At 50.9% G+C, this 20072-nt stretch carries 19 protein-coding genes and 1 tRNA gene; 11 read left to right on the top strand and 9 right to left on the bottom strand.

Translation table 11 applies throughout. From position 1 onward, the window contains the following. Positions 1–27: 27 nt before the first annotated feature. Positions 28–294: a helix-turn-helix transcriptional regulator gene (locus WFO64_RS09535; RefSeq protein WP_158782683.1), complete on the bottom strand. Its 267-nt coding sequence runs from the start codon at positions 292–294 to the stop codon at positions 28–30. Positions 295–828: 534 nt separating this feature from the next. Between WFO64_RS09535 and WFO64_RS09540 the strand changes: the two genes are divergently transcribed. From WFO64_RS09540 to WFO64_RS09565, 6 genes are all read left to right on the top strand, one after another. Beyond that, positions 829–1104 (top strand): ogr/Delta-like zinc finger family protein, encoded by a 276-nt coding sequence (locus tag WFO64_RS09540; protein ID WP_010671763.1) that lies wholly within the window; start codon positions 829–831, stop codon positions 1102–1104. Between the two features lie 17 nt (positions 1105–1121). Beyond that, positions 1122–1934, top strand: a complete 813-nt coding sequence (locus WFO64_RS09545; RefSeq protein WP_337011093.1) for a hypothetical protein — start codon at positions 1122–1124, stop codon at positions 1932–1934. 553 nt (positions 1935–2487) lie between these two features. After that, positions 2488–3630, top strand: coding sequence for a MazG nucleotide pyrophosphohydrolase domain-containing protein (locus tag WFO64_RS09550; RefSeq protein WP_337011095.1), 1143 nt, complete (start codon positions 2488–2490; stop codon positions 3628–3630). 1 nt (position 3631) lies between these two features. Further along, positions 3632–4294 (top strand): uracil-DNA glycosylase, encoded by a 663-nt coding sequence (locus tag WFO64_RS09555; RefSeq protein WP_337011097.1) that lies wholly within the window; start codon positions 3632–3634, stop codon positions 4292–4294. Positions 4295–4326: 32 nt separating this feature from the next. After that, on the top strand, positions 4327–4761 hold the full coding sequence (locus tag WFO64_RS09560) for a hypothetical protein (protein ID WP_337011099.1): 435 nt from the start codon (positions 4327–4329) through the stop codon (positions 4759–4761). Further along, positions 4758–5357 carry a hypothetical protein gene (locus WFO64_RS09565; protein WP_337011101.1) on the top strand — a complete coding sequence of 200 codons (600 nt, stop codon included), beginning with the start codon at positions 4758–4760 and terminating at the stop codon, positions 5355–5357. Before WFO64_RS09560 ends, WFO64_RS09565 begins: the two co-directional genes overlap by 4 nt. A gap of 61 nt (positions 5358–5418) precedes the next feature. Here WFO64_RS09565 and WFO64_RS09570 read toward each other — a convergent pair whose 3' ends face one another. The 5 genes from WFO64_RS09570 to WFO64_RS09590 form a co-directional block, all read right to left on the bottom strand. After that, positions 5419–6678 (bottom strand): tyrosine-type recombinase/integrase, encoded by a 1260-nt coding sequence (locus WFO64_RS09570; RefSeq protein ID WP_337011103.1) that lies wholly within the window; start codon positions 6676–6678, stop codon positions 5419–5421. 164 nt (positions 6679–6842) lie between these two features. Next, positions 6843–6927, bottom strand: a tRNA-Leu gene (locus tag WFO64_RS09575). Positions 6928–7137: 210 nt separating this feature from the next. Next, a complete protein-coding gene (locus tag WFO64_RS09580) occupies positions 7138–8169 on the bottom strand; it encodes a DUF1176 domain-containing protein (RefSeq protein ID WP_337011507.1) in 1032 nt (343 codons plus the stop codon). A gap of 215 nt (positions 8170–8384) precedes the next feature. Next, positions 8385–9383, bottom strand: coding sequence for a YsnF/AvaK domain-containing protein (locus WFO64_RS09585; protein ID WP_337011105.1), 999 nt, complete (start codon positions 9381–9383; stop codon positions 8385–8387). A 16-nt stretch (positions 9384–9399) separates the two neighbouring features. Beyond that, on the bottom strand, positions 9400–9801 hold the full coding sequence (locus WFO64_RS09590; RefSeq protein ID WP_337011107.1) for a DUF2382 domain-containing protein: 402 nt from the start codon (positions 9799–9801) through the stop codon (positions 9400–9402). A 544-nt stretch (positions 9802–10345) separates the two neighbouring features. Between WFO64_RS09590 and WFO64_RS09595 the strand changes: the two genes are divergently transcribed. The 3 genes from WFO64_RS09595 to WFO64_RS09605 all read left to right on the top strand — a co-directional run bounded on the left by WFO64_RS09595 (position 10346) and on the right by WFO64_RS09605 (position 12303). Continuing rightward, the gene (locus WFO64_RS09595; protein ID WP_337011109.1) at positions 10346–10855 is read left to right on the top strand and encodes a DUF2501 domain-containing protein; all 510 of its coding nucleotides are present in this window, start codon (positions 10346–10348) and stop codon (positions 10853–10855) included. 131 nt (positions 10856–10986) lie between these two features. Further along, entirely contained in the window at positions 10987–11622 is a 636-nt protein-coding gene (locus WFO64_RS09600) for a hypothetical protein (RefSeq protein WP_337011111.1), read from the top strand. Between the two features lie 15 nt (positions 11623–11637). Continuing rightward, positions 11638–12303 (top strand): MarC family NAAT transporter, encoded by a 666-nt coding sequence (locus WFO64_RS09605; protein ID WP_337011113.1) that lies wholly within the window; start codon positions 11638–11640, stop codon positions 12301–12303. 68 nt (positions 12304–12371) lie between these two features. Here the strand turns inward: WFO64_RS09605 and WFO64_RS09610 are convergent, their stop codons facing one another. The 3 genes from WFO64_RS09610 to WFO64_RS09620 are packed head-to-tail and all read right to left on the bottom strand — an operon-like array spanning position 12372 to position 16173. Beyond that, complete coding sequence (locus WFO64_RS09610; RefSeq protein ID WP_337011115.1) at positions 12372–13634, bottom strand: c-type cytochrome; 1263 nt, start codon at positions 13632–13634, stop codon at positions 12372–12374. Between the two features lie 4 nt (positions 13635–13638). Next, positions 13639–15408: a GMC family oxidoreductase gene (locus WFO64_RS09615; protein ID WP_337011117.1), complete on the bottom strand. Its 1770-nt coding sequence runs from the start codon at positions 15406–15408 to the stop codon at positions 13639–13641. 36 nt (positions 15409–15444) lie between these two features. Then, complete coding sequence (locus tag WFO64_RS09620) at positions 15445–16173, bottom strand: gluconate 2-dehydrogenase subunit 3 family protein (protein ID WP_337011119.1); 729 nt, start codon at positions 16171–16173, stop codon at positions 15445–15447. A gap of 687 nt (positions 16174–16860) precedes the next feature. Here WFO64_RS09620 and WFO64_RS09625 point away from each other — a divergent pair. Further along, the gene (locus WFO64_RS09625) at positions 16861–18432 is read left to right on the top strand and encodes an ABC transporter substrate-binding protein (RefSeq protein WP_337011121.1); all 1572 of its coding nucleotides are present in this window, start codon (positions 16861–16863) and stop codon (positions 18430–18432) included. A 121-nt stretch (positions 18433–18553) separates the two neighbouring features. Further along, complete coding sequence (locus WFO64_RS09630; protein WP_337011123.1) at positions 18554–20056, top strand: helicase HerA-like C-terminal domain-containing protein; 1503 nt, start codon at positions 18554–18556, stop codon at positions 20054–20056. Positions 20057–20072 lie beyond the last annotated feature (16 nt).

Here is a 20072-nt window from a genome sequence, read left to right on the forward strand (position 1 = left end):
GCGGAAAATCTCAACAGTTGGTGAAGATCATGCCGCCCGTTCCTGACTGCGTGCAGCGATGCGTGCATTCATCCAGGCGCTGACTTCGCTGGCAAGCCACGCGACGTTCTTGCCGCCAAGCGACACCTGCGCCGGAAAAGCGCTGCGACTGATAAGATCGTAAATGGTTGAGCGGGACAGGCCGCAGACGTGGATCACTTCCGGCAGGCGCATAAAGCGTTCCTGGACCGGGAATGATACCGGCATGGCAGGGGCCGCCGGGGCGGATGAATGAGCGTTTAAAGTCGTGTGCATGAGCTACCTCTTATGTATCCGTGAAGCGCCGCACAGGTGTGTACGGCATCGGGTAGCTCTTTATTTTGCGAATATTTTTGCCGGTGACAACAACAGAAATCTGTCTGACCGGCCGCACAAAAACCACATAAAGCATGGGTGTACGAGAACAGTACTAAATAGTGCTAATGAGTACTAAGAAGGTTTTATCCAATAACTTTAAGTTTGCTTCAGCCGGATTTTAAAAACTACTCATTCTAAAGGGCGAATAAGGCCGGAATCCCGGCGATGAACAATGGTGAACAGTAGGTGAAGGATTACTTTTTCACTCTTCACCTCTTAATTTACTGTATTTACTATCTTTTTCTCTCTGGTGAAGAATGGTGAAGGATTTATATAAAACTGAAATCTGATAACAGGCTTTAGTGAGACCTTTTTCTGGCTCGCCAGAAGTAATGCTTTTGTCTGGTCCGTCATACAACGCCCTCCGGTAGAAGCCGCTGTGCCAGACCCGGCACAATTGACTTACTGAAAACGACCACACAGGAAAACGAAATGGCCCTGAAATGTCCCGAATGTGGTCAGGTAGCCCATACCCGCACCAGCGCTTATGAAGCGCCCTCCGTAAAGCGTACCTGGTACCAGTGCCAGAACCTCGACTGCTCCTGCACCTTCACCGCGCTGGAGAGCGTCGAGAAAATCATCATGAAGCCGCACAGGCCCGCAGCGGCAGAGCCGGAACCGCAGAATGATGTACCGGTTCGCCAGCCGCAGACGCTGGGCCGCTATGGTTCAGCAAGCGCCCGCAAAGACCGCCACGCACAGCCCTGACAGAGAGGAAAAACAGCATGACACAGCAGAACATGACAGAAGAAGAGATGAAGACAATCGCTGAACTCGTTGGCTCGCTCGTAGCAAAAAGCCAGAAACCGCTGCAGGATGCGGGGTGGCTCCTGAAGCTGCCCGAAGCCGACGTTATCAGCCATACAACCGCGCTGGTAAAGAGTCTTCCTGCTGGCTGGCACCCCCGCGTCCAGGACCTCCAGGGTAAAATGCTGGCCTGGCTGGAAGCAAAGCAGGCAGAAGCCGCAGCTGAGGACACCATCAGCGCGTTGCGCCAGAGCAGAACCGAAACGGAGCAGGCAAGCCAGGACAACCGGGCGCGCTTTCGTGAACTGCTTGAGCAGAACGGCGGCACCGTCACGCCGGAGATGAAGGCGCTGCGCGCGGAGTATCTGGAACAGCAGGAAACGGCATCAGACCTTTCCGGGTTGATTGCCGAAAAAGAAAAGCAGTTACCTGCTCTGGCCGACGCCACCGGACGCAAAGCCAATGCCTACGTGTTCTGCCACGAGGGCATCATGGACGAGCGTATCGACACGCTTATTGATGAATTTTTTATCGTCCATGGCGTTGAACTGAGCAGTCTGCTCAGGATGAAGTACAGCCAGTTTGAGCGGAATGGCTCAGTCTATGCGCCGGGCGTTATCGAAGGTGCAAACGATGCGGATACGCTGTATCGAAAATTTGCAGTGAACCTCATTGAAGAGTGGACGCATAAAAAACTGCCGCTGAAATTCCGGGATGACGTCATCAGCCTGACCGGCGCTTACCCGTTCAGAGGGGCCAGAACCGACCGGCGCAAGCGCAAAATTTTCTGAGCCAGAGAGATAACCCCTGACTGATGCCCGGCTACGCGCCGGGCTTTTTTGTGTCCGCTAATCACCGAAGGGGGCGTGCATGTCTATGCTGCATGAAAACGCATGAGTTTCAGACACCGCGGAACGGCGGGAAAGGCCAGCTGCGGCGCGGCGCTGAACCACTCATGCAGGCGCATGAAAACCGCTACATAAAGTGCGCAGGCGTGGCGGGGCTACGAGAGCGCGCAACGGGGATAAATGTTCAATCCTACCGCAAACTTAAAAAATGAGCCGGTAGGCAAATTTTATCTCGCTAAAAAAAGTATTCACATTAAGAAACGAGTGATGAAAAGACTGTAATCCTAACTAAAAAAGTTTCGGTCATATAGCTAACCTTCAGCTGCAGAAAGAGAAACATAAATCTAACTTAATCTATAAAAATAGTTACACACACCAAGAAAACAAATAAAACGCTTTAATTTCAAATGTTTATGTTTCATTAATGGATCTATTGCAAATCAAAACCACAACATATATATCTAAACATTATCAAGTTTATTTTATGGATGATCAGATGATTACTTATGATGAATATCAAAAAAAAGTAGCCGAAACTGATATACTGACTTCTAAAAGTTCTGGTTTTATTGCACTAGGCTTAGTTGGTGAAGTCGGTGATTTACTCAGTTTAATAAAAAAAGAGCAGAGAGACCTTTTCGTAATTGGTTCTCTCGAAGATCACTTACACGAAGAATTAGGTGATGTACTTTGGTATGTCACATGCCTCATTAACAGAGAGGGTTATGATATTAGAGAGATTGTTAGAAATTCATTTATAATAATAAAAGATGAATATTCACAATTAAATCCATTATCCTTGAAAAGTCTTAATGAGTTAGACATTTTGTCAGCATCTCATAAGCTTGATCTAAACGTTTTAGAAAGTTCATTAGATGTTGCAACTGCTTTATCATTACTTTTAACTCTTTATTCAGGTAAACAAGTTGAAAAGCATCAAGATAAATCCAAGGTAATTTCAATATTCCTCAGCAAGCTCATAATCTTTAGCCTATCTAAAAAATTATGTATTTCAAAAGCGATCATCTGTAATTTAAAAAAAATCGAAAGCAGATGGCCTCAAAAAGAGGTATATCCAGAACCATTTGATAAGTCTCATGAAGAATACGAGCGATTCCCCGATAAGATCAATTTCATTTTTAAGGAAATTGATCTTGGTGAGAAAAAATTTGTGATACAGCAATGCCAAGGTGTCAACATCGGTGATCGATTAACAGACAACAAAAAAGATAAAGATGATTATAGATTCCATGATGTTTTTCACATTTGCTTTGCGGTACATCTAGGTTGGTCACCTGTCTTAAGAGCATTGTTGCGCTTAAAACGGAAAAATATTTCATCTACAGATGAAAATCAAGATGGTGCAAGAGCAATTATAATTGAAGAAGGAGTATCGACTTTTGTTTTTAGTAGAGCATTAAATCAGTCTCTTTTTGAGAATGTTGAAAGGCTTGATTACGACCTGTTAAAATTCATTCAAGAATTTGTCAAAGGATATGAGGTTGAGAAGTGTAATCTCTGGCAATGGGAAAAGGCCATTATTGATGGCTACAAAATATTTCGCCAGATGAAAAAATCAAGAAAAGGCAAAGTAGTAGCCGATTTTGTTTCTCATACAGTCATCTTCGAAGAGATTTAAAGTGAAAGATAACGACAAATCAAAAAAAATTAGAACTTTCATAAATGAAATTAGAAAATTCTCATCTGAAAATGTTTTCAATCCATATAAAGATATATGTCAGAATCATGATACTCCAGAATCACCGATGTTAAGATTACTTAATCTCGAATTGTATTTGTTGGCTCATACCAGCATCAGACCCAAACAATTATGGGTTGGTAGGGACCTCGGCTACAGAGGCGGCAGAAGGACTGGTTTAGCCCTAACTGATGAACATCATCTACAACTTGCATCTGAGATTATCGGTCCAAGATTTTTTAATAAGAGTACTTACACAACGAGTGTTAAAGAGAGGACGGCAACAGAAATATGGAGTGTCATAAGTCATATTGAACATATCCCTTTTCTGTGGAACATATTCCCCTTTCACCCGTATGAAATAGGAAATCAAATGTCAAATAGGTGTCATACTAATAAAGAGTTTCTTACTTCTTCTTGTTTCATTTTAAATCTATTAAAAATATATGATTTCGAAAAAATACTCGCGCTTGGAAATGATGCATCTAAGAGGTTATCTGATTTAGGAATCATTCACGAAAAAATTAGACATCCAAGTTATGGAGGTCAGGGTGAGTTTAGGAAAAAAATATTCTTTCTTAACACTATTAAGACTTATCAATAGATAATTATATTTTATTAAAGTGGAGTTCAATAATGAGAAAAGCATGCGTAATTTTTATTAAAGAAACTGAACATATGCTGCCTGCGACCGAGCAGAAACTTCAGGATGATGGTTTTAGTATATGTTCTGTCAAATTAGAAGAGTCATGGAGTGAAGAAAAATTTACTCCAGCGGTAGCAGATTGTCAGAGTAATGCTGATGTTTGCATCTTCCTATTAGATGATAAATGTAATGAATACCCCTCATTTGGCGGAGCTGTTGGAAGCGCAGCAGCGGATGGAAAAAACATAATTGGAGTTACAGAAAAAAAAGTAAAATTGCCTGCTATAATTGATGAAAAAGCAAATTCAGTAATTTCTATTCAAAGTGGAAAATTTCAAAATGCGGTGAAAGGTGAAAGCATATGGGAGGACTCAGATGGAAATAAACTTCCAAAAAGAAAAATTGAACGAGTAAAGTGCCAATGACAATAAAAATGTTCTCGTACAAAATAGTCCGAGATTATGGTTTTGCTCCTAATCCATTCCATGGATATTGTACATTAGCCACGTGCAAGCCACAAATCCGCAAGCATGCAAAGACTGGAGATTTAATATTAGGCTATGGCAGCAAAGGCATGGGGCATAATGAAGAATTAATTTACATTATGCGAGTTGATGAAAAACTAACATATCAACAGTATTGGGATGATGTCCGGTTTTATAACAAAAGACCTAATCTTTACAGCAATAAAATTAACGCCTATGGAGATAACATTTATCATCAAGATGAATTTAATAAATGGATACAGGTGGATTCGCATCATAGCTTAGAAGATGGAGCTTTGAACCAAGATAATTTAAATAGAGACACTTCAAGTCTGAATGTTTTGATTAGTCAAAACTTTATTTATTTTGGTTGCGATAGCATTCCCTCACCAACTTTTGAAGGGATTAGTGAAAATGCGTACCCTACGGGCAGAGGTTACAGAGTAAACTTTGGTCAGCCACTTATAAACAGTATGTCTCAGTGGCTTCTAAATCACCCTAAGAAAGGTTATGTTGGGCGCCCAATATCTTGGTAAAATAATTTGAAAACCCTGTCATACTTTTTAAAGTCACATACAGGGTTTATCCTACCAATTCTTACGTATTTACTCTGGCAAAATCATAGGGTGATATAGAATTATCGCTATTAGCCTCTAGAAAATTTGCCCACCATTGCACCATTAATCTCCGCTCATCAAGATGCTCCGATGTATGAATATATGCAGCACGAACACTATTTCGCTCTGAATGACTCATCTGTCGTTCTATGGCGTCCTCAGTCCATAATCCCGATTCACCTAGAGCACCACGCGCCATTGTTCTGAACCCATGTCCGCAGACCTCGGTCTTTGTGTCATACCCCATAGCACGCAAGGCATTGTTAATCGTATTTTCGCTCATAACTTTTTTGGGATCGTGATCGCCGGGAAAGAGCCTTTCGTTGTCGCCGCTTAATTGCTTCAACTTTTCCAACAAGGCTAAAACCTGACGGCTTAGCGGTACAAGATGTTCCTCTTTCATCTTCATACCACGGTGAGAGTAACGAACTCCTTCTATCTCTTTACGCTGTGCAGGAATTATCCACAAAGCTCTTTCAAAATCGAACTCATCCCACCTTGCAAAGCGCAACTCACTGGAACGTACAAAGGTCAGTAATGAAAGTTCGACGGCTATACGCGTCATGATACGCCCACGGTATGCGGCAAGGCGCTCAAGAAATTCAGGGAAACGGTTAAAAGGTAATGCGGGATAATGACGAGCTTTAACCGTAGAAAGTGCCCCAGCCATATCAACAGCGGGATTAGACTCAATATAATCATTTTGCACGGCATAGCGCATTATTGCAGTAACACGCTGCTGAAGACGCTGAGCGACATCATGCCTGCCACTGGCATCAACGGCCTTAACAGGTGCTAGCAGCTGGCTGGTTTTCAGCTTACGTACATCTGCTGAACCAATATGAGGAAAAATATACAGTTCGAGATAGCGCATGATCCTCGAACGATGGTCATCACTCCAGCGCTTGTTACTCGCGTGCCATTCGCGGGCGATCGTTTCAAAAGTATAAGCTCCCGCATTTTCAGCTTGGGCTTCTTTCTGTTCAGCTTTGGGGTCAATCCCCTGCCCTAACATCTTTTTAGCTTCGTCACGCTTAGCACGTGCCTCAGCAAGTGTTACTGTCGGCCAGACGCCAAAGGCAAGCCGGTCTTCTTTTTTGTCGGCTGGCCGTCGGTACTTCATACGCCAGTACTTTGATCCTTTAGTCGTGACCTCAAGATACAAACCGCCACCATCGGCCATTTTATAGTTTTTTTCTTTGGGCTTTGCAGTGTCGACCTGACGGGCATTCAGCTTCATTTTGGGGGCACATTTCTTATCGAAGTGGAAATGCCCCCAATTATGCCCCCACCGAGGTCTGGATTGCAACGGATGCGCTCGGACGACGCAGGATGATAAAATCAGGCCTAACATTGATTTTAAAGGTTTTTTTGGACTTCCCCGGACGGGGATGGAAAGGATACTGGTGCCGAAGGCCGGAATCGAACCGGCACGCCTCGCGGCGGTTGATTTTGAATCAACTGCGTCTACCGATTTCGCCACTTCGGCACTGAAGGGTATGCGGAAAACGTTGAGGATTATACCGTTACCCCCTGTTTCCGCAACCCTTATCCGCAGGCAAGTGTGCAACTGCTGAAAAAACCGTCTTTTGGGTTCTCCGGGACACAGCATCACCTCCTTGTTGAAGCTGCCTACGCCCCCCCTCACCTGCCGAAGCATTCACGTCAGCCATCATGTTTCACTGACATAACAAAGGCTCTAACCCGATACCGGCTTCACATCAGTCACCAGCGTGGGCAAATCCCAGGTACCCCCCGCATGGATATAACGACACATGCCGGTCCCGCCGTCATAGCTTTTGCGGAAAGCCTGACCACCCCATACCCAGCTTTCCTGGCTCATGCAGTCGCCGATGCCGCGGCCTTTCTGCACACTGGTTATCTCGCCCTTGTCGTAATCTGACCCGGAAATGGTCACCAGTTCAGGCTTGCCTTTCAGCTGATTATCAATGACCCAGTAGCCATATCCTTCGTTATAAGCAGCACGCCAGCAGAGCGCCGAAAGCAAAACGTGGCTGTCGTCGAGTGGCGTAAGCGTGAGCCCGTCGGTTTCCGGATCGCTGTTTTCTGCCGGTGAATAGAGGCTGTCGCACGTGTCATCGTCATTATGATTGACCGTTGCAAGCAGTCGGGTTTTCAGCGCGTCGCTCTCTGAGGCGGTCAGCAAACGGGGTTCGCCGCTGAGGGTTTTAGCCGCCTGAATAACCGGTGCAGGCACAGCTTTAGGCACGTTGCTTTCCGGCTTATTGCCCTTTTTGGTGAGCGCGCCTGGCGTGCCGATACGGCCCTGCAGGTCGTCCGCTTTCAGCAGCACGGCATATGCGCCCTCGCCTGAAAGCAGGAAAGGCTTGGTACCGCCTTTAAACTCGACTTTACCGCTGCCTTTGACGGCGCTGATTACCGCAGCGGTCTGACTGGCCGACATGCGCCAGTTGTCATCGGCCGCCACCAGATCGCCAGCTGATTTCCCGTCGATCCACAGCGTCAGCTTTTCCGCTGGTTCGCTGTCATCTTCGGTGTCGCCCAGCGTCACTTCTCCCACTGTCTCCGTTGCAGGTCCAGCGGCACGGGTGAGCAGGATGGAGCCGGAGGGATCCTCTTCTTTGGCATAACCCGCAATGCGGCAGGTCAGGGTGTTATCACAGGCAACTTCCCAGTCTTTGTGCTCAAGCGTTTTTCCGCTCTGGGCGGCCTGAGCCGACAGGGAAAGCGCCACCAGCATGAAAAGCATCGATTTACAATTCACTTTAATCCCTCAGGTTTTATTTCTGCCCGGCCTGCACAGATAGCGCCTGATTATATCGAAGAGGATTTGACGCCGTTATCCGTTTTTTTCTCTCTCCCCACAACGCAAAAGAGCCAACCTCACGGTTGGCCCCTTCTTGCATGCTCAGCATTGGGCATCAGTAATGCCCATCAGCGCCTGTCGTTGTCAGGATCAGCGCCTCAATGCGAATGGTCATGTAGCTTATGGTCCACCTTATCCTTCACCTGGCTGGCTTTATCACTCACCTTTTCAGTCAGGCTCTCTTTGTGGTCACGGTTATGCGCCCCTGGTGACTGCGTGCCTGCTGCGGCGGTCGCAGGTTTTACCCCAGCAGTTGTACCCGGCAGATCGCGCTCCAGTCCACTGCGTGCATGGTCGATATCCACTTCCTGACGACGCACCGTGTCATTTATCGTCTCGGTACGATCGCTGCCGTCGGTACGCACCACCACTTCTTCTTTCACGTGGGTCGTTTTGTTGATCACTGGCTGCTCATGCGTCTCAGCGACCTCGACGGTTTTCTCTGACCAGTCCACTTCACCGGCCAGCGCGGGTTCATTCACCGAACGGCGGAAGATGTCAGCGTGCTGCTCATGCAGCGAGATATCTTCAGATACGGTATCGGTCACCGTATATCGGCGAACGCGAGTGGAGCCTTCGCTCACCAGACGTTTACCCACTTCCACCTGTTCTTCAGCCAGACGCAGAATATCCGCTTCGCTCTCATCACCGGTCAGTGAAGTTCGTCGCGGTTCAACCTGACGGTCATTGGTTTCACCGGCAAACTGCTTGCCTGCGGTGGTCGGGTTGATCCCCGGCGCGGCTGTTGAAGCATTATCAACCGAGCTTTGCATACGTGACGGTACGTCCACCGAGTCATGCGAATGGAGAATGGTCATGGCACGGGCCAGCTTCTCCTCCTCGGTACGGAGGGTCAGCACCACGCCGCCCTTGTCCATCGCTCTGGTGTAAACAGCTGCGTGCTCTTTATCAACAGCGTGACCAAACAGACGCTGCCAGATGCTTGGATGACGGATAGAGTGTCCTTCCTGCTGCAAACGTTCTCCACTGATAAGACTGATGTCCCGATCAGAAAAGCCTGCTTTCACGAGATTTCTTTTCGCGGCCTCTGCCTGATGTGCAGAATCGAACAGTGTTACGATTTTTTCCTGTGCCATGATAGGTTCCTCTCTGTTAGCTAATTTGATCGTCATCTCTCTCAACTTTCACCTGCTGCTCACGTCGGGTCACCACTTCCTGAAAAGGAACGTTTTCCTGCACTTTTCGGATGTGGATCTCCTCTTTAAGCACCAGCTTTCTGACGATTTGGATTTCTTCCTCTACTACCGGGACAATCAGTACACCGTTCTCTTCCCTGATGTCGGGCATCATTTCAATGGGCTGCGCTTTCGCTACATGCTCAACCTCAACCTTCTCCCGGTTAAGCAGCGTACTGATGACCTCGTCATGTTCAGTTGTAGAACGGGTAACGCGGACATGTCCATCCACAATCTTTTGCTTCGTCAGGGCTATTTTCTCTTCCGCGAGTTTAAGCGTGACCTCTGCATTATTATTGTGCTCTGGCTGTCCAGCCATAATATCGCTCCCGTTAAATTAAATATCTGCCACAACTGCCTGACACAGTGATTAAGCATGAACACTCTCGCGGATTTCGCAAGCCGGAATAATAAAAAACTCCGCTAGCTCAATTTAATTACGGCACAGAAAACCGCATCAAAAACCAGTGACCAGGCTTAAATGCACGCTGCGCTAAAAATAAAAATAACCTGAAATACATGAAGTTATAAACAAGTAATTTCCCATGTAAATATTACCAAGCCAGACGCAATCACTTATAAAACACTCTATAAGAAAAGCGGTAACTTTTATTTAAACCAGGACAATTCCTGATAAATGCCGCAAGGATATTAAATAATATTTCAGCAGAGCGTGCTTATTACTGACTATAGAAAATTACCTCACGAAATAATAACACCCACACGCATCTGAATATTTCATCGTCTCTATTGCAGAATATTCCCAAAGCGCTATTGAAAGCGCTATTTAAGGAAGAAACTCAGGAACTTTCTGCTATTTAGCCTTTCTTAGCAAAACTGAATAAGCACATACCGAGGTTGAAATGAAAAAAGCACAACGCAGTGCGTGGGGATGGGGACTGGCGGCACTTCTGGTGGCAGGCAGTGCATCAGCGGCAAGCTGGCAGGATCAGCTGAGCAGTGCAGCATCGCAGCTCAGCCAGCAAAACACTGGTAGCACCACCAGTACCACCCAGCAGAATGGCGGCATGTCGCTCTCTTCTATTACCAGCCTGCTGGGCGGCGGCGACAAAGCGGTCAGCGCTAACAGCATGACCAACGCGGCCGGTGTGATGCAGTACTGCGTCGAACACAACGTGGTGAAAAACAATGTGCAGTCGGTTAAAGATCAGGTGCTGAGTAAGCTCGGTCTGAATACCACGACCGCCCAGGAACAGAAAACCGATTATACCCAGGGCGTAGCAGGATTGCTGAATACCGGTAATGGCCAGCAGCTCAATCTGCAAAGCCTGAGCAACTCACCAATGGGTGAGAAGCTGAAAACCAAAGCCTGTGACGTAGTACTAAAGCAGGGCAAAAACTTTATCTCCTAATCTGCTTCCCTTCTCTCTCCCCTCTCTGCTCAGAGGGGAGTATTAAACGCCCTCATGCTGTGACGCCTGACATTCCCTTCACCTGGGGTTGAGCGCTATAGTGTTGTTTTGATTTCTACAGGACAGCACGCATGAAAGGCATCAACATCGCACTTTACTTCGACCCCGACCAGATTCAGGCCTGCGTTCATGAACAAGACGACAGCTATCTCAGCAAAAAATTCGAGTATGACGACGGCGTTATTGAAGAGATCTATCAGTGGCTGGAGCAGTACGAACCCAAACGCACCCATATCTGCCTGATTGAAAATGAAACTGCCGAGTTGCTGGCCGATGAACTGGTCGACAGCGGCTTTCGCGTCCATCAGGTCACCATGCATCAGCTGCTGAGCTGGTTCGCCTCTGAACCGCCTTCCACGCCAGACGGTACACCGATGCGCGCCATGCTGCGCTTCCTGGAAGATGAACATCCGCGCGAATATGAGTCGCGCACGCCGCAGACCGAAGCGCTGATGGAGATGTTCGACGAGCTGGACGCGCTGGAGATGGTCGATGACGCCGACGACGAAGACGCGCTACCAGGGGATCTGCTGCGCGCTATGAAGAAGCACAAAATCACCGCCAGCGCCGCGGCCCAGCGTCTGCTGCCGGACGTCAATGAGCGTATCCGTGAGCATCTGATGCAGTATCCCGAACTGATGACGCCGGAAATCCTGCAGGACTTCTTCCCGGAGTTGCTTGAGGCGCTGGAGCGCCCGAAACACTAATCGGGGAGATCGGACATGCTGGAACTGATTAAAGCGATTGGTCTGGGGCTGGTCGTCATCCTGCCGCTCGCCAATCCGCTCACCACCGTGGCGCTGTTTTTAGGCCTGGCGGGTGAGATGAACTTCCAGGAACGCAACCGGCAGGCGCGCCAGGCTTCTATCTATGTTTTCGCCATCATGATGGTGGCGTGGTACGCGGGCAGCGCGGTGCTGAACACCTTCGGCATCTCCATTCCTGGCCTGCGTATGGCGGGCGGCCTGATTGTCGCCTTTATCGGGTTCCGGATGCTGTTCCCGGCGAAGCCTGCGGGTCATTCGGTTGAGGCAAAACATAAACTGGATGAGCTGGATGGCGCCAAAGAGCCAGTGAATATCGCCTTTGTGCCGCTGGCGATGCCGAGCACGGCCGGGCCGGGTACGATTGCGATGATCATCTCTTCCGCCTCGACGGTAAAAAGTGGCGTCGATTTTCCCGCCTGGGTGATCAGTGTTGCGCCAGTGCTGACCTTCCTGCTGGTGAGCCTGATTTTGTGGATCTCGCTGCGCAGTTCAGGTGCCATCATGAAGCTGGTCGGTAAAAGCGGCATTGAGGCGATCTCGCGTCTCATGGGATTTTTACTGGTCTGCATGGGCGTGCAGTTTATCATTAACGGCGTGCTGGAAGTGGCGCACACCTTTTAAATAAAAAAGAGGAGCGCATGCGCTCCTCCTCTCTTTTGCTGAGTCGATCCAGCCGGCAACGGGTCGATTTACTTCAGCGTTTTCCGCACCTCAGCTACCTGATCTTTACTCACCGCCGGAGCGCTGTTGCTCCAGCCCTGGCGAATAAAGGTGGCCAGTTCCGCCACCTCATCGTCGCTCAGACGCTGACCAAAGCCCGGCATCACCAGTGTAGAGGGGGCTTTTTCGGTCGAAGGCTGCTGTGCGCCTGCGAGGATAGTGTGGATCAGCCCGGTTGGATCGTTGGCATTGACGATGGTTGCCCCATCCAGCTCAGGGAAGATCCCTGGTGCGCCTTTGCCGGTCACAAAGTGACAGGCACCACAGTTATCCAGATAGAGCCGCTCGCCTTCGCTGAGGTTCTTCGCCGCGGTGAGTTTCGCTTCGGTTGCCTGTTGCGCCTTCACATCGTAAGCCTGCAGCGGCGGGTTACCGCCCAGAAACTTCAGGTAAGCTGCGATGGCTTTGAGATCGGCGTCGGTCATGTGTGAGCTGCTGTGCTCAATCACCGAGGTCATCTCGCCGCCCACCGCCGCTTTATCGTTACGACCGGTCTGCAGGTAGTCCACCACCTCCTGCTCGCTCCAGCGTGGCAGGCCACGCAGTGATGGCACATCCCAGTTGTTCAGGCTGCCGCCTGCCAGGAATTTATCGTCACCGCTATCCAGTGCTTTCTCGTTCATGCCCAGACCGCGCGGCGTATGACAGCTGCCGCAGTGACCGAGACTCTCCACGATATAGGCACCGCGGTTGATTTCGGCTGATGCCCCACCAATCGGCTGGAACGGCTTATCGGACGCGAACGCCCAGTTCCAGAACCGCATGCCCCAGCGCTGGCTGAACGGGAAGCTCAGATCGGTTTCCGGTGGCTGTTCCGCGCTTGGCTGCACGCCTTTCATAAAGTAGACGTAAAGCGCGTGGATATCGGCATCGCTGATTTTGGCGTAATCAGGGTACGGCATCGCCGGATAAAGATGCGAACCGTCCGGTAATACCCCTTTGCGCACCGCGTCAGCGAACTGCTGCTCGCTGTAGTTGCCGATGCCGTGTTGCTTATCGGGCGTGATGTTGGTGGAGAAGATGGTGCCGAGGTTCGACTCAATCGCCAGTCCACCCGAATAGGCCGGTTTGCCGGGCAGTGAGTGGCACGCCATGCAATCGCCCAGCCGCGAGAGATATTCGCCCTGCTTGATCAGTTGCGCTTCATCTTCGGCGTGAGCCGGCAGCACAAATCCGCTGGCGAACAGCACCGCGTTGGCGAACATAAAAGACTTCAGTTTCAGCTTATTCATGCGCTTATGCCTGTACCAGTGGGCCGGGATTTTTCAGATACTGATCTTTAATCGCCTGTGCCGCCATCAGGGTAATCGCACCGATGGTATCGGTTGGGTTCGCCTGGAAGTTCTGCGGGAAAGCATTGCCGCCCGGCACAAAGACGTTATGCACATCCCAGCTCTGCAGATATTTGTTCAGCGCCGAGGTTTTCGGGTTATCGCCCATCACCGCGCCGCCCACGTTGTGGGTAGAGACATATTTGGTCAGGTCAAAGTCCGCGCCCATCGGCAGGAAGCTCATGCTCATGCTGTCCGGGTTCAGCTCTTTGGCGATGTTGCCGACGATGCCCTTAAGATGCTGCTGCAGCTTCAGCTCATTCTCTTTCCAGTTAAATGTCATACGCAGCAGTGGCAAGCCACGATGATCGTGGTAGTTCGGATCGAGATCCAGATAGATGTCGCGGTAAGACTGGCAGGTAGTGGTGATGCTGATCTTCATCGAATGACCGTACCACTCTTCCAGACCTTCCTTGTAGCCCATGCCCCAGGTCGGCGTGCCTTTTGGCAGCGCGGTGCTGATCGGCGTACCGGTCGCCTGCGAACTGTGGATCTTCGCGCCGCCCAGGAAGCCGAGTGAAGGACCGTCGACGTTGCCTGGCGAGATATCGTTAAACATCTGGCCGGTCGCGCCCGCGGTGGCATACGGGTTGAAATTCTTATCTTTAAAGAACAGCGTTGCGCCGCCGTTCGACAGGAACGCGTAGTTACGGCCAATCACGCCCTCTTCGGTAATCGGGTTGTAAGGCTTGCCGATCCCGGAGAGCAGCATCAGGCGCACGTTGTAGAGCTGGAAGCTGCTCAGCACCACGATTTTCGCGGGCTGGAAGCACTCGTTGCCCTGTGCATCGATGTAGATTACCCCTTTGGCGGTTTTCTTATCATCGTTCAGCACCACCTTGATCACTTCCGCATTCACTTCATAAGAGAAGTTCGGCATGCGCTTCAGCGAATCCATTACTGCGGTCTGCGGCGACGCTTTGGAGTAGTTCAGGCAGGGATATTTGCTGCAATAACCGCAGTAGTTGCACGGGGCGATCTGGTTGCCGTACGGGTTTTTCCACGCGCGCGATACACAGGCTGACGGGTTCGGGAACGGGTGGTAGCCGAGTTTAGTTGCCACCTCTTTGAACATCACGTTGTTCAGCGTGTCATCCAGCGCAGGCAGCGGATAAGGCTCGGAACGCGGGCCTTCGAACGGGTCGCCGCCTTCCAGGATTTTACCGCGCAGGTTGCCGGTATTGCCGGACTGGCCGCAAATCAGTTCGAATTTGTAGTAATACGGTTCGATCTCTTCCCAACTGAACGGGAAGTCCATTACCCGCATATCATCCTGCAGAATGCCCGGCTTGTAAGCCTCATCGACATAGCTCTTGAGTTTGATATCGGTTGGCGTCGGACGGATCAGGACCGCTGTCCAGTGCAGGCCGGAACCGCCTACGCCAGTGCCCGGTGCAAATGCGCCCCATTTACGGGTCGGCAATGCCGTCTGGCTGCTGTTGTAGCGAACCGTAACCGCTACTTCGGCGGGCGTCGCAAACACTTTATCGCGCACCGCATAGGCGTATTCATCCGCCGGTTTCGGGTAGGCGAACTCGTCATAATCACGATCGCCGCCGCGCTCCAGGGCGCGCACGTCCAGACCAGCCAGTGCCAGCTCGATGCTCATCAGCGAGCCTGCCCAGCCGAGGCCGCAGACCACGACGTCGACTTCTTTTTTAGTAACCTGTGCCATGATAATCCTGTTTCAAATACCTGATGTGGAAGCGCCTTATGCGCGTTCACCTTTGATGCTGACCGGACCCAGCGGATAAGGAACGTTGTGCTGTTTCACCCATTCGGTGAAGCTGGCACGCGCGCCCGGGAACCCGATGGCGATCCAGGCTTTCATGCCTTTATTGCCGCCGTACATCGGGTCGGCCAGGTAGCCATGCTTGGTATCTGAAAGCAGCTGGCTGAAGAAATGAGAAGGCTTAAGATCGGCTTCGCCCAGCGCGACAAAGTCGATCTCGTTTTTGTTAACCTGGGTCAGCACCGCATCTTTCTCTGCCAGCGTCAGCGCATGAAACGCTTTCTGATGCGTGTTCTGCGACCACTGATTAATCAGCCGGATAGCGGTCTGATACATCTGCTGAGGGCGGAACGGGATCTGATAACCCAGGGTGGCGGGAGCCTGAGTATTGAACGGCCCCTGCATATAGATTTCGCTGCCGAACGATTCGCTGTGCAGCTGCTGATCGATAAAGATCGGCACGTTGGTTTCCAGCGCGCCTGGCGCTTTGCCTTTACCGCCCGCCGGAATCAGACGGTCGGTGGCAGCCAGAATGAACTGCCACTCATCGGCACTGAAAAAGATCGGGGTGTAATCGGCTAACTCGGGTGCGGCCATTTCTGCAGCCTGTGCCGCAGTCATGCCCTTAAAGACCAGTTCACTTAATGGCAACGCCAGCAGTGAACCGAGCAAAAATTTACGCCTGGTGGTGGGTTTTTCTAAAAGCATATCCGCACGACTCTCATCTGCTAAATACCCGTTTTATTTGTTATGGCGCTGAAAGGCTGGTCGCGACAGATTACGTATCGCCGAAATTAACGCGCACAGCACAGACCACAGCAGAACGTACAACGGCGGGTAGAATTATTATGGGTGACAAACAGAACATATCGGTTAATAACCTGGCAATATTAGGGATATAGATATGTCTGAATGTAAAAATTGAATTTAAAGTGTGTCGCAGTAAAAATTCATCATGACGTTGCGGAGAGGTTACAGCAAGGTAAAAGAATTACAGCCCGGAAAACGGAGATAAAACCGCATAAACATCGGGTGTTTAGCTATTTTAACGCAGGAGTAAGGGGTATTATTTTCGCCATGTCATCATCACGCTGAATAACCGATAAAAAAATATCATACTTCCATACAAGTGAATCATCCTCATTGATAACACTATAGTGACTTTGATAGCCATACAATCAGACCCTGCGCAATTTGTGATCGTCTGAGGAAAACCCTCCTTATTTTTTCCAGCGTAAAAGTAACAGCAAAATAATTACTTACCGTCACTATCTTGTTTATCTCTTTGCCTGAATAGCTACGCTAATAATTGTGCAAAGCTCATAACAAACCCGCATTTGGAGATTATCCGACGCCCGATAGAGTAGAGCGAACAACAACTCAGGATAACTCTCGATGCGCAAAACACTCTTGTCACTGTTTACTGCTCTGGCACTGGTTCACCCGGCACACGCCGCCACGCCTGCCGATACGCTGGTAATTGCCGTTCCGCTTGATGGCATCATCAGTTTCGATCCGGCGGAAAGTTTTGAAACGGTCAGCAGCAGCAGCCTGCGCAATATCTACCAGACGCTACTGGAGCCGAATCATCAGAATCCTCAGCAGCTCTCCCCACTGGCTGCCTCGCGCTGGCAGGCCGGCAAAACACCCCACAGTCTGGTATTTGACCTCAACCCGCAGGCCCGCTTCGCCAGCGGCAATCCACTGACTGCTCAGGATGTGGTGTTTTCATTAACCCGCGCGGTCAAACTTAACAAAGCGCCCTCTTTTATCCTGGGTGAATTTGGCTGGACGCCGGAAAATATCGATCAGCAGTTTACCGTGATCAACGACCACCAGCTTGAGCTGCGCTGGCCAGCAGAGATCGGCAGCGATCTGGCGCTACGCCTGCTGACCGCGCCAGTTGCCTCCATCGTCGACAGCAAGCTGGCACAGCAGCACGCCAGCAACAACGATTACGGCAATAGCTGGCTGAAAGTGCACTCCGCGGGCAGTGCCGCCTATGCCATCAAACAGTTTGTGCCGCTGCAGGCGCTGGTACTGGAGGCCAATCCCACTAGCAGCCAGAAGCCGCACCTGAAGCGGGTATTGCTCAAGGGTGTAGCCGACCCGGGTAGCCGCCGTCTGCTGATTCAACAGGGTGATGTGGATGTCGCTTATCAACTCGGCCCGGATCAAATTGCCGCCCTGAAAGATACCGCCAATGTGCGTATTGATGCCTTCCCGTCCAGCCTGGTTTACTACCTGGGCTTTAACACCCAAAGCCCGCAGCAACCGGCGCTGGGGAATCCGGCACTGTGGCAGGCAGCACGCTGGCTGGTTGACTATGACAGCCTGGCGAACCAGCTGCTGAAAGGTCAGTACCGCATCCATCAGAGTTTCCTGCCGGACGGTTTCGATGGTGCGCTGAACACGACGCCGTTCCATTACGATTTGAAAAAGGCGCAGGCGATTTTGCAAAAAGGTGGCATCAAGCCCGGAACCCATATCGCGCTGACCGTGGTGAACCAGCCACCTTATATCGACGTGGCGCAGGCGCTACAAGCCAGCTTTGCCAAAGCGGATGTACAGCTCGATATCCAGCCGGTGGCAGAATCGGCGTTGTGGAGTAAAATGCGCAGCCGTAACTTCCAGGCAATATTCTCTTACTGGGGCGCGGACTACATCGATCCCAACACTAACGCCAGCACTTTTGCATCTAACGTTCCGGGTGGCGGCAAAACCCTGGCCTGGCGCGTCGGCTGGTCTATCCCGGAACTCAGCGCAGAGACCCGCGTCGCTGCCGGTGAAAGCGATGCTGTGAAACGTCGCAGCCGCTACGCAGAGCTGCAAACCCGCGTCCAGCAGGATTCACCGTTTGTCCTGCTGTTACAGGGCGCGTCCCAGGTGGCGGTGCGCAGCAACCTCAGTCACCTGCAACAGGGCATTGGCGTCAGCCTGCTCAATTTCGAAGAAGTGCAGAAGTAAATCTCGGTTTTCAGGCCGCTGCTCTGTGGGCAGCGGCCGCGTTTTTGATGAATTGTTCTCCTCTTGTCTGTCTCCCACTTGCTATTCTTCAGGCATAACCCAATGCCTGAGAGTGGAAATCATGACTTTCCCGCTATTGATTGCCCGTACGCCAGATGTCGAACTTCATCTGTTGCCGCAAATGGCGAACCGCCACGGCTTAATCACCGGTGCAACCGGCACCGGTAAAACTGTCACGCTGCAGAAGCTGGCCGAATCGTTCTCCGCCAGTGGCGTGCCGGTCTTTATGGCTGACGTTAAGGGCGATTTGACCGGCGTGGCGATGGCGGGCCAGTCCAGCGAGAAGCTACAGGAGAGGCTGGCAAAAATCGGCGTCACCGACTGGCAGCCGCAAAGCAATCCGGTGGTGCTGTGGGATATCTTCGGTGAAAGAGGGCATCCGGTGCGCGCCACCGTCTCTGATCTCGGTCCGCTGCTACTGGCGCGGTTACTGAACCTGAATGAGGTGCAGAGCGGCGTGCTGCAGATTATTTTCCGCATTGCCGATGACCAGGGTTTGCTGCTGCTGGACGTCAAAGATCTGCGCGCCATGACGCAGTACATCGGTGACAACGCCAAAAGCTTCCAGACCCATTACGGCAACATCAACAGCGCTTCGGTCGGTGCGATCCAGCGCGGATTACTGACGCTGGAGCAACAGGGCGCGGAACACTTCTTTGGTGAACCGATGCTGGATATCGCCGACTGGATGCGCGTCGACAGTAACGGCAAAGGTGTGATCAACATCCTCTCCGCCGAAAAGCTCTACCAGATGCCGAAACTCTATGCCACCAGCCTGCTGTGGCTGCTGTCGGAGCTTTATGAACATCTGCCGGAAGCGGGCGATCTCGATCAGCCAAAGCTGGTCTTCTTCTTTGATGAGGCGCATCTGCTGTTTACCGACGCGCCGCCGGTGCTGCTGGAAAAAATAGAACAGGTGATGCGGCTGATCCGCTCCAAAGGGGTCGGCGTCTGGTTCGTCACCCAGAACCCGGCGGATATTCCCGATCGGGTGCTGGGCCAGCTCGGCAACCGCATCCAGCACGCCCTGCGCGCCTTCACCCCCAAAGATCAGAAGGTGGTGAAAACCGCAGCCGATACCCTGCGCGCTAATCCGGCCTTTAAAAGCGTCGAAGCAATTCAGACGCTGGGCACCGGCGAAGCGCTGATCTCCTTGCTGGATGCCAAAGGCAGCCCGTCGGTAGTGGAACGCGCCATGGTGATTGCGCCCGGCTCACGCATGGGTCCGGTTACAGGCGATGAACGCAACGGCCTGATCAACCATTCAATGCTGTATGGCAAATATGACACCGGAATCGATCGCGAATCGGCATTTGAACGGCTGCAAAACGGGTTTCAGGCCGCCAGCGATCAGGCCGGTGCGCCTCCAGCGAAAGGTGAGAACGTGGCAGTGGATAATGGCATTCTCGGTGGCCTCAAAGAGATCCTGTTTGGCCGGACCGGCCCGCGCGGTGGCAGGCACGACGGTATGGTGCAGACCATGGCGAAAAGTGCCACCCGCCAGATCACCAATCAAATCATCCGTGGCGTACTCGGCAGCCTGCTGGGTGGTCGTCGCCGATGAACCAGGCTCTCTGCTA

Origin of the sequence: Pantoea sp. AS142, from assembly GCF_037152305.1 — a bacterium.
GTDB lineage: Bacteria > Pseudomonadota > Gammaproteobacteria > Enterobacterales > Enterobacteriaceae > Pantoea.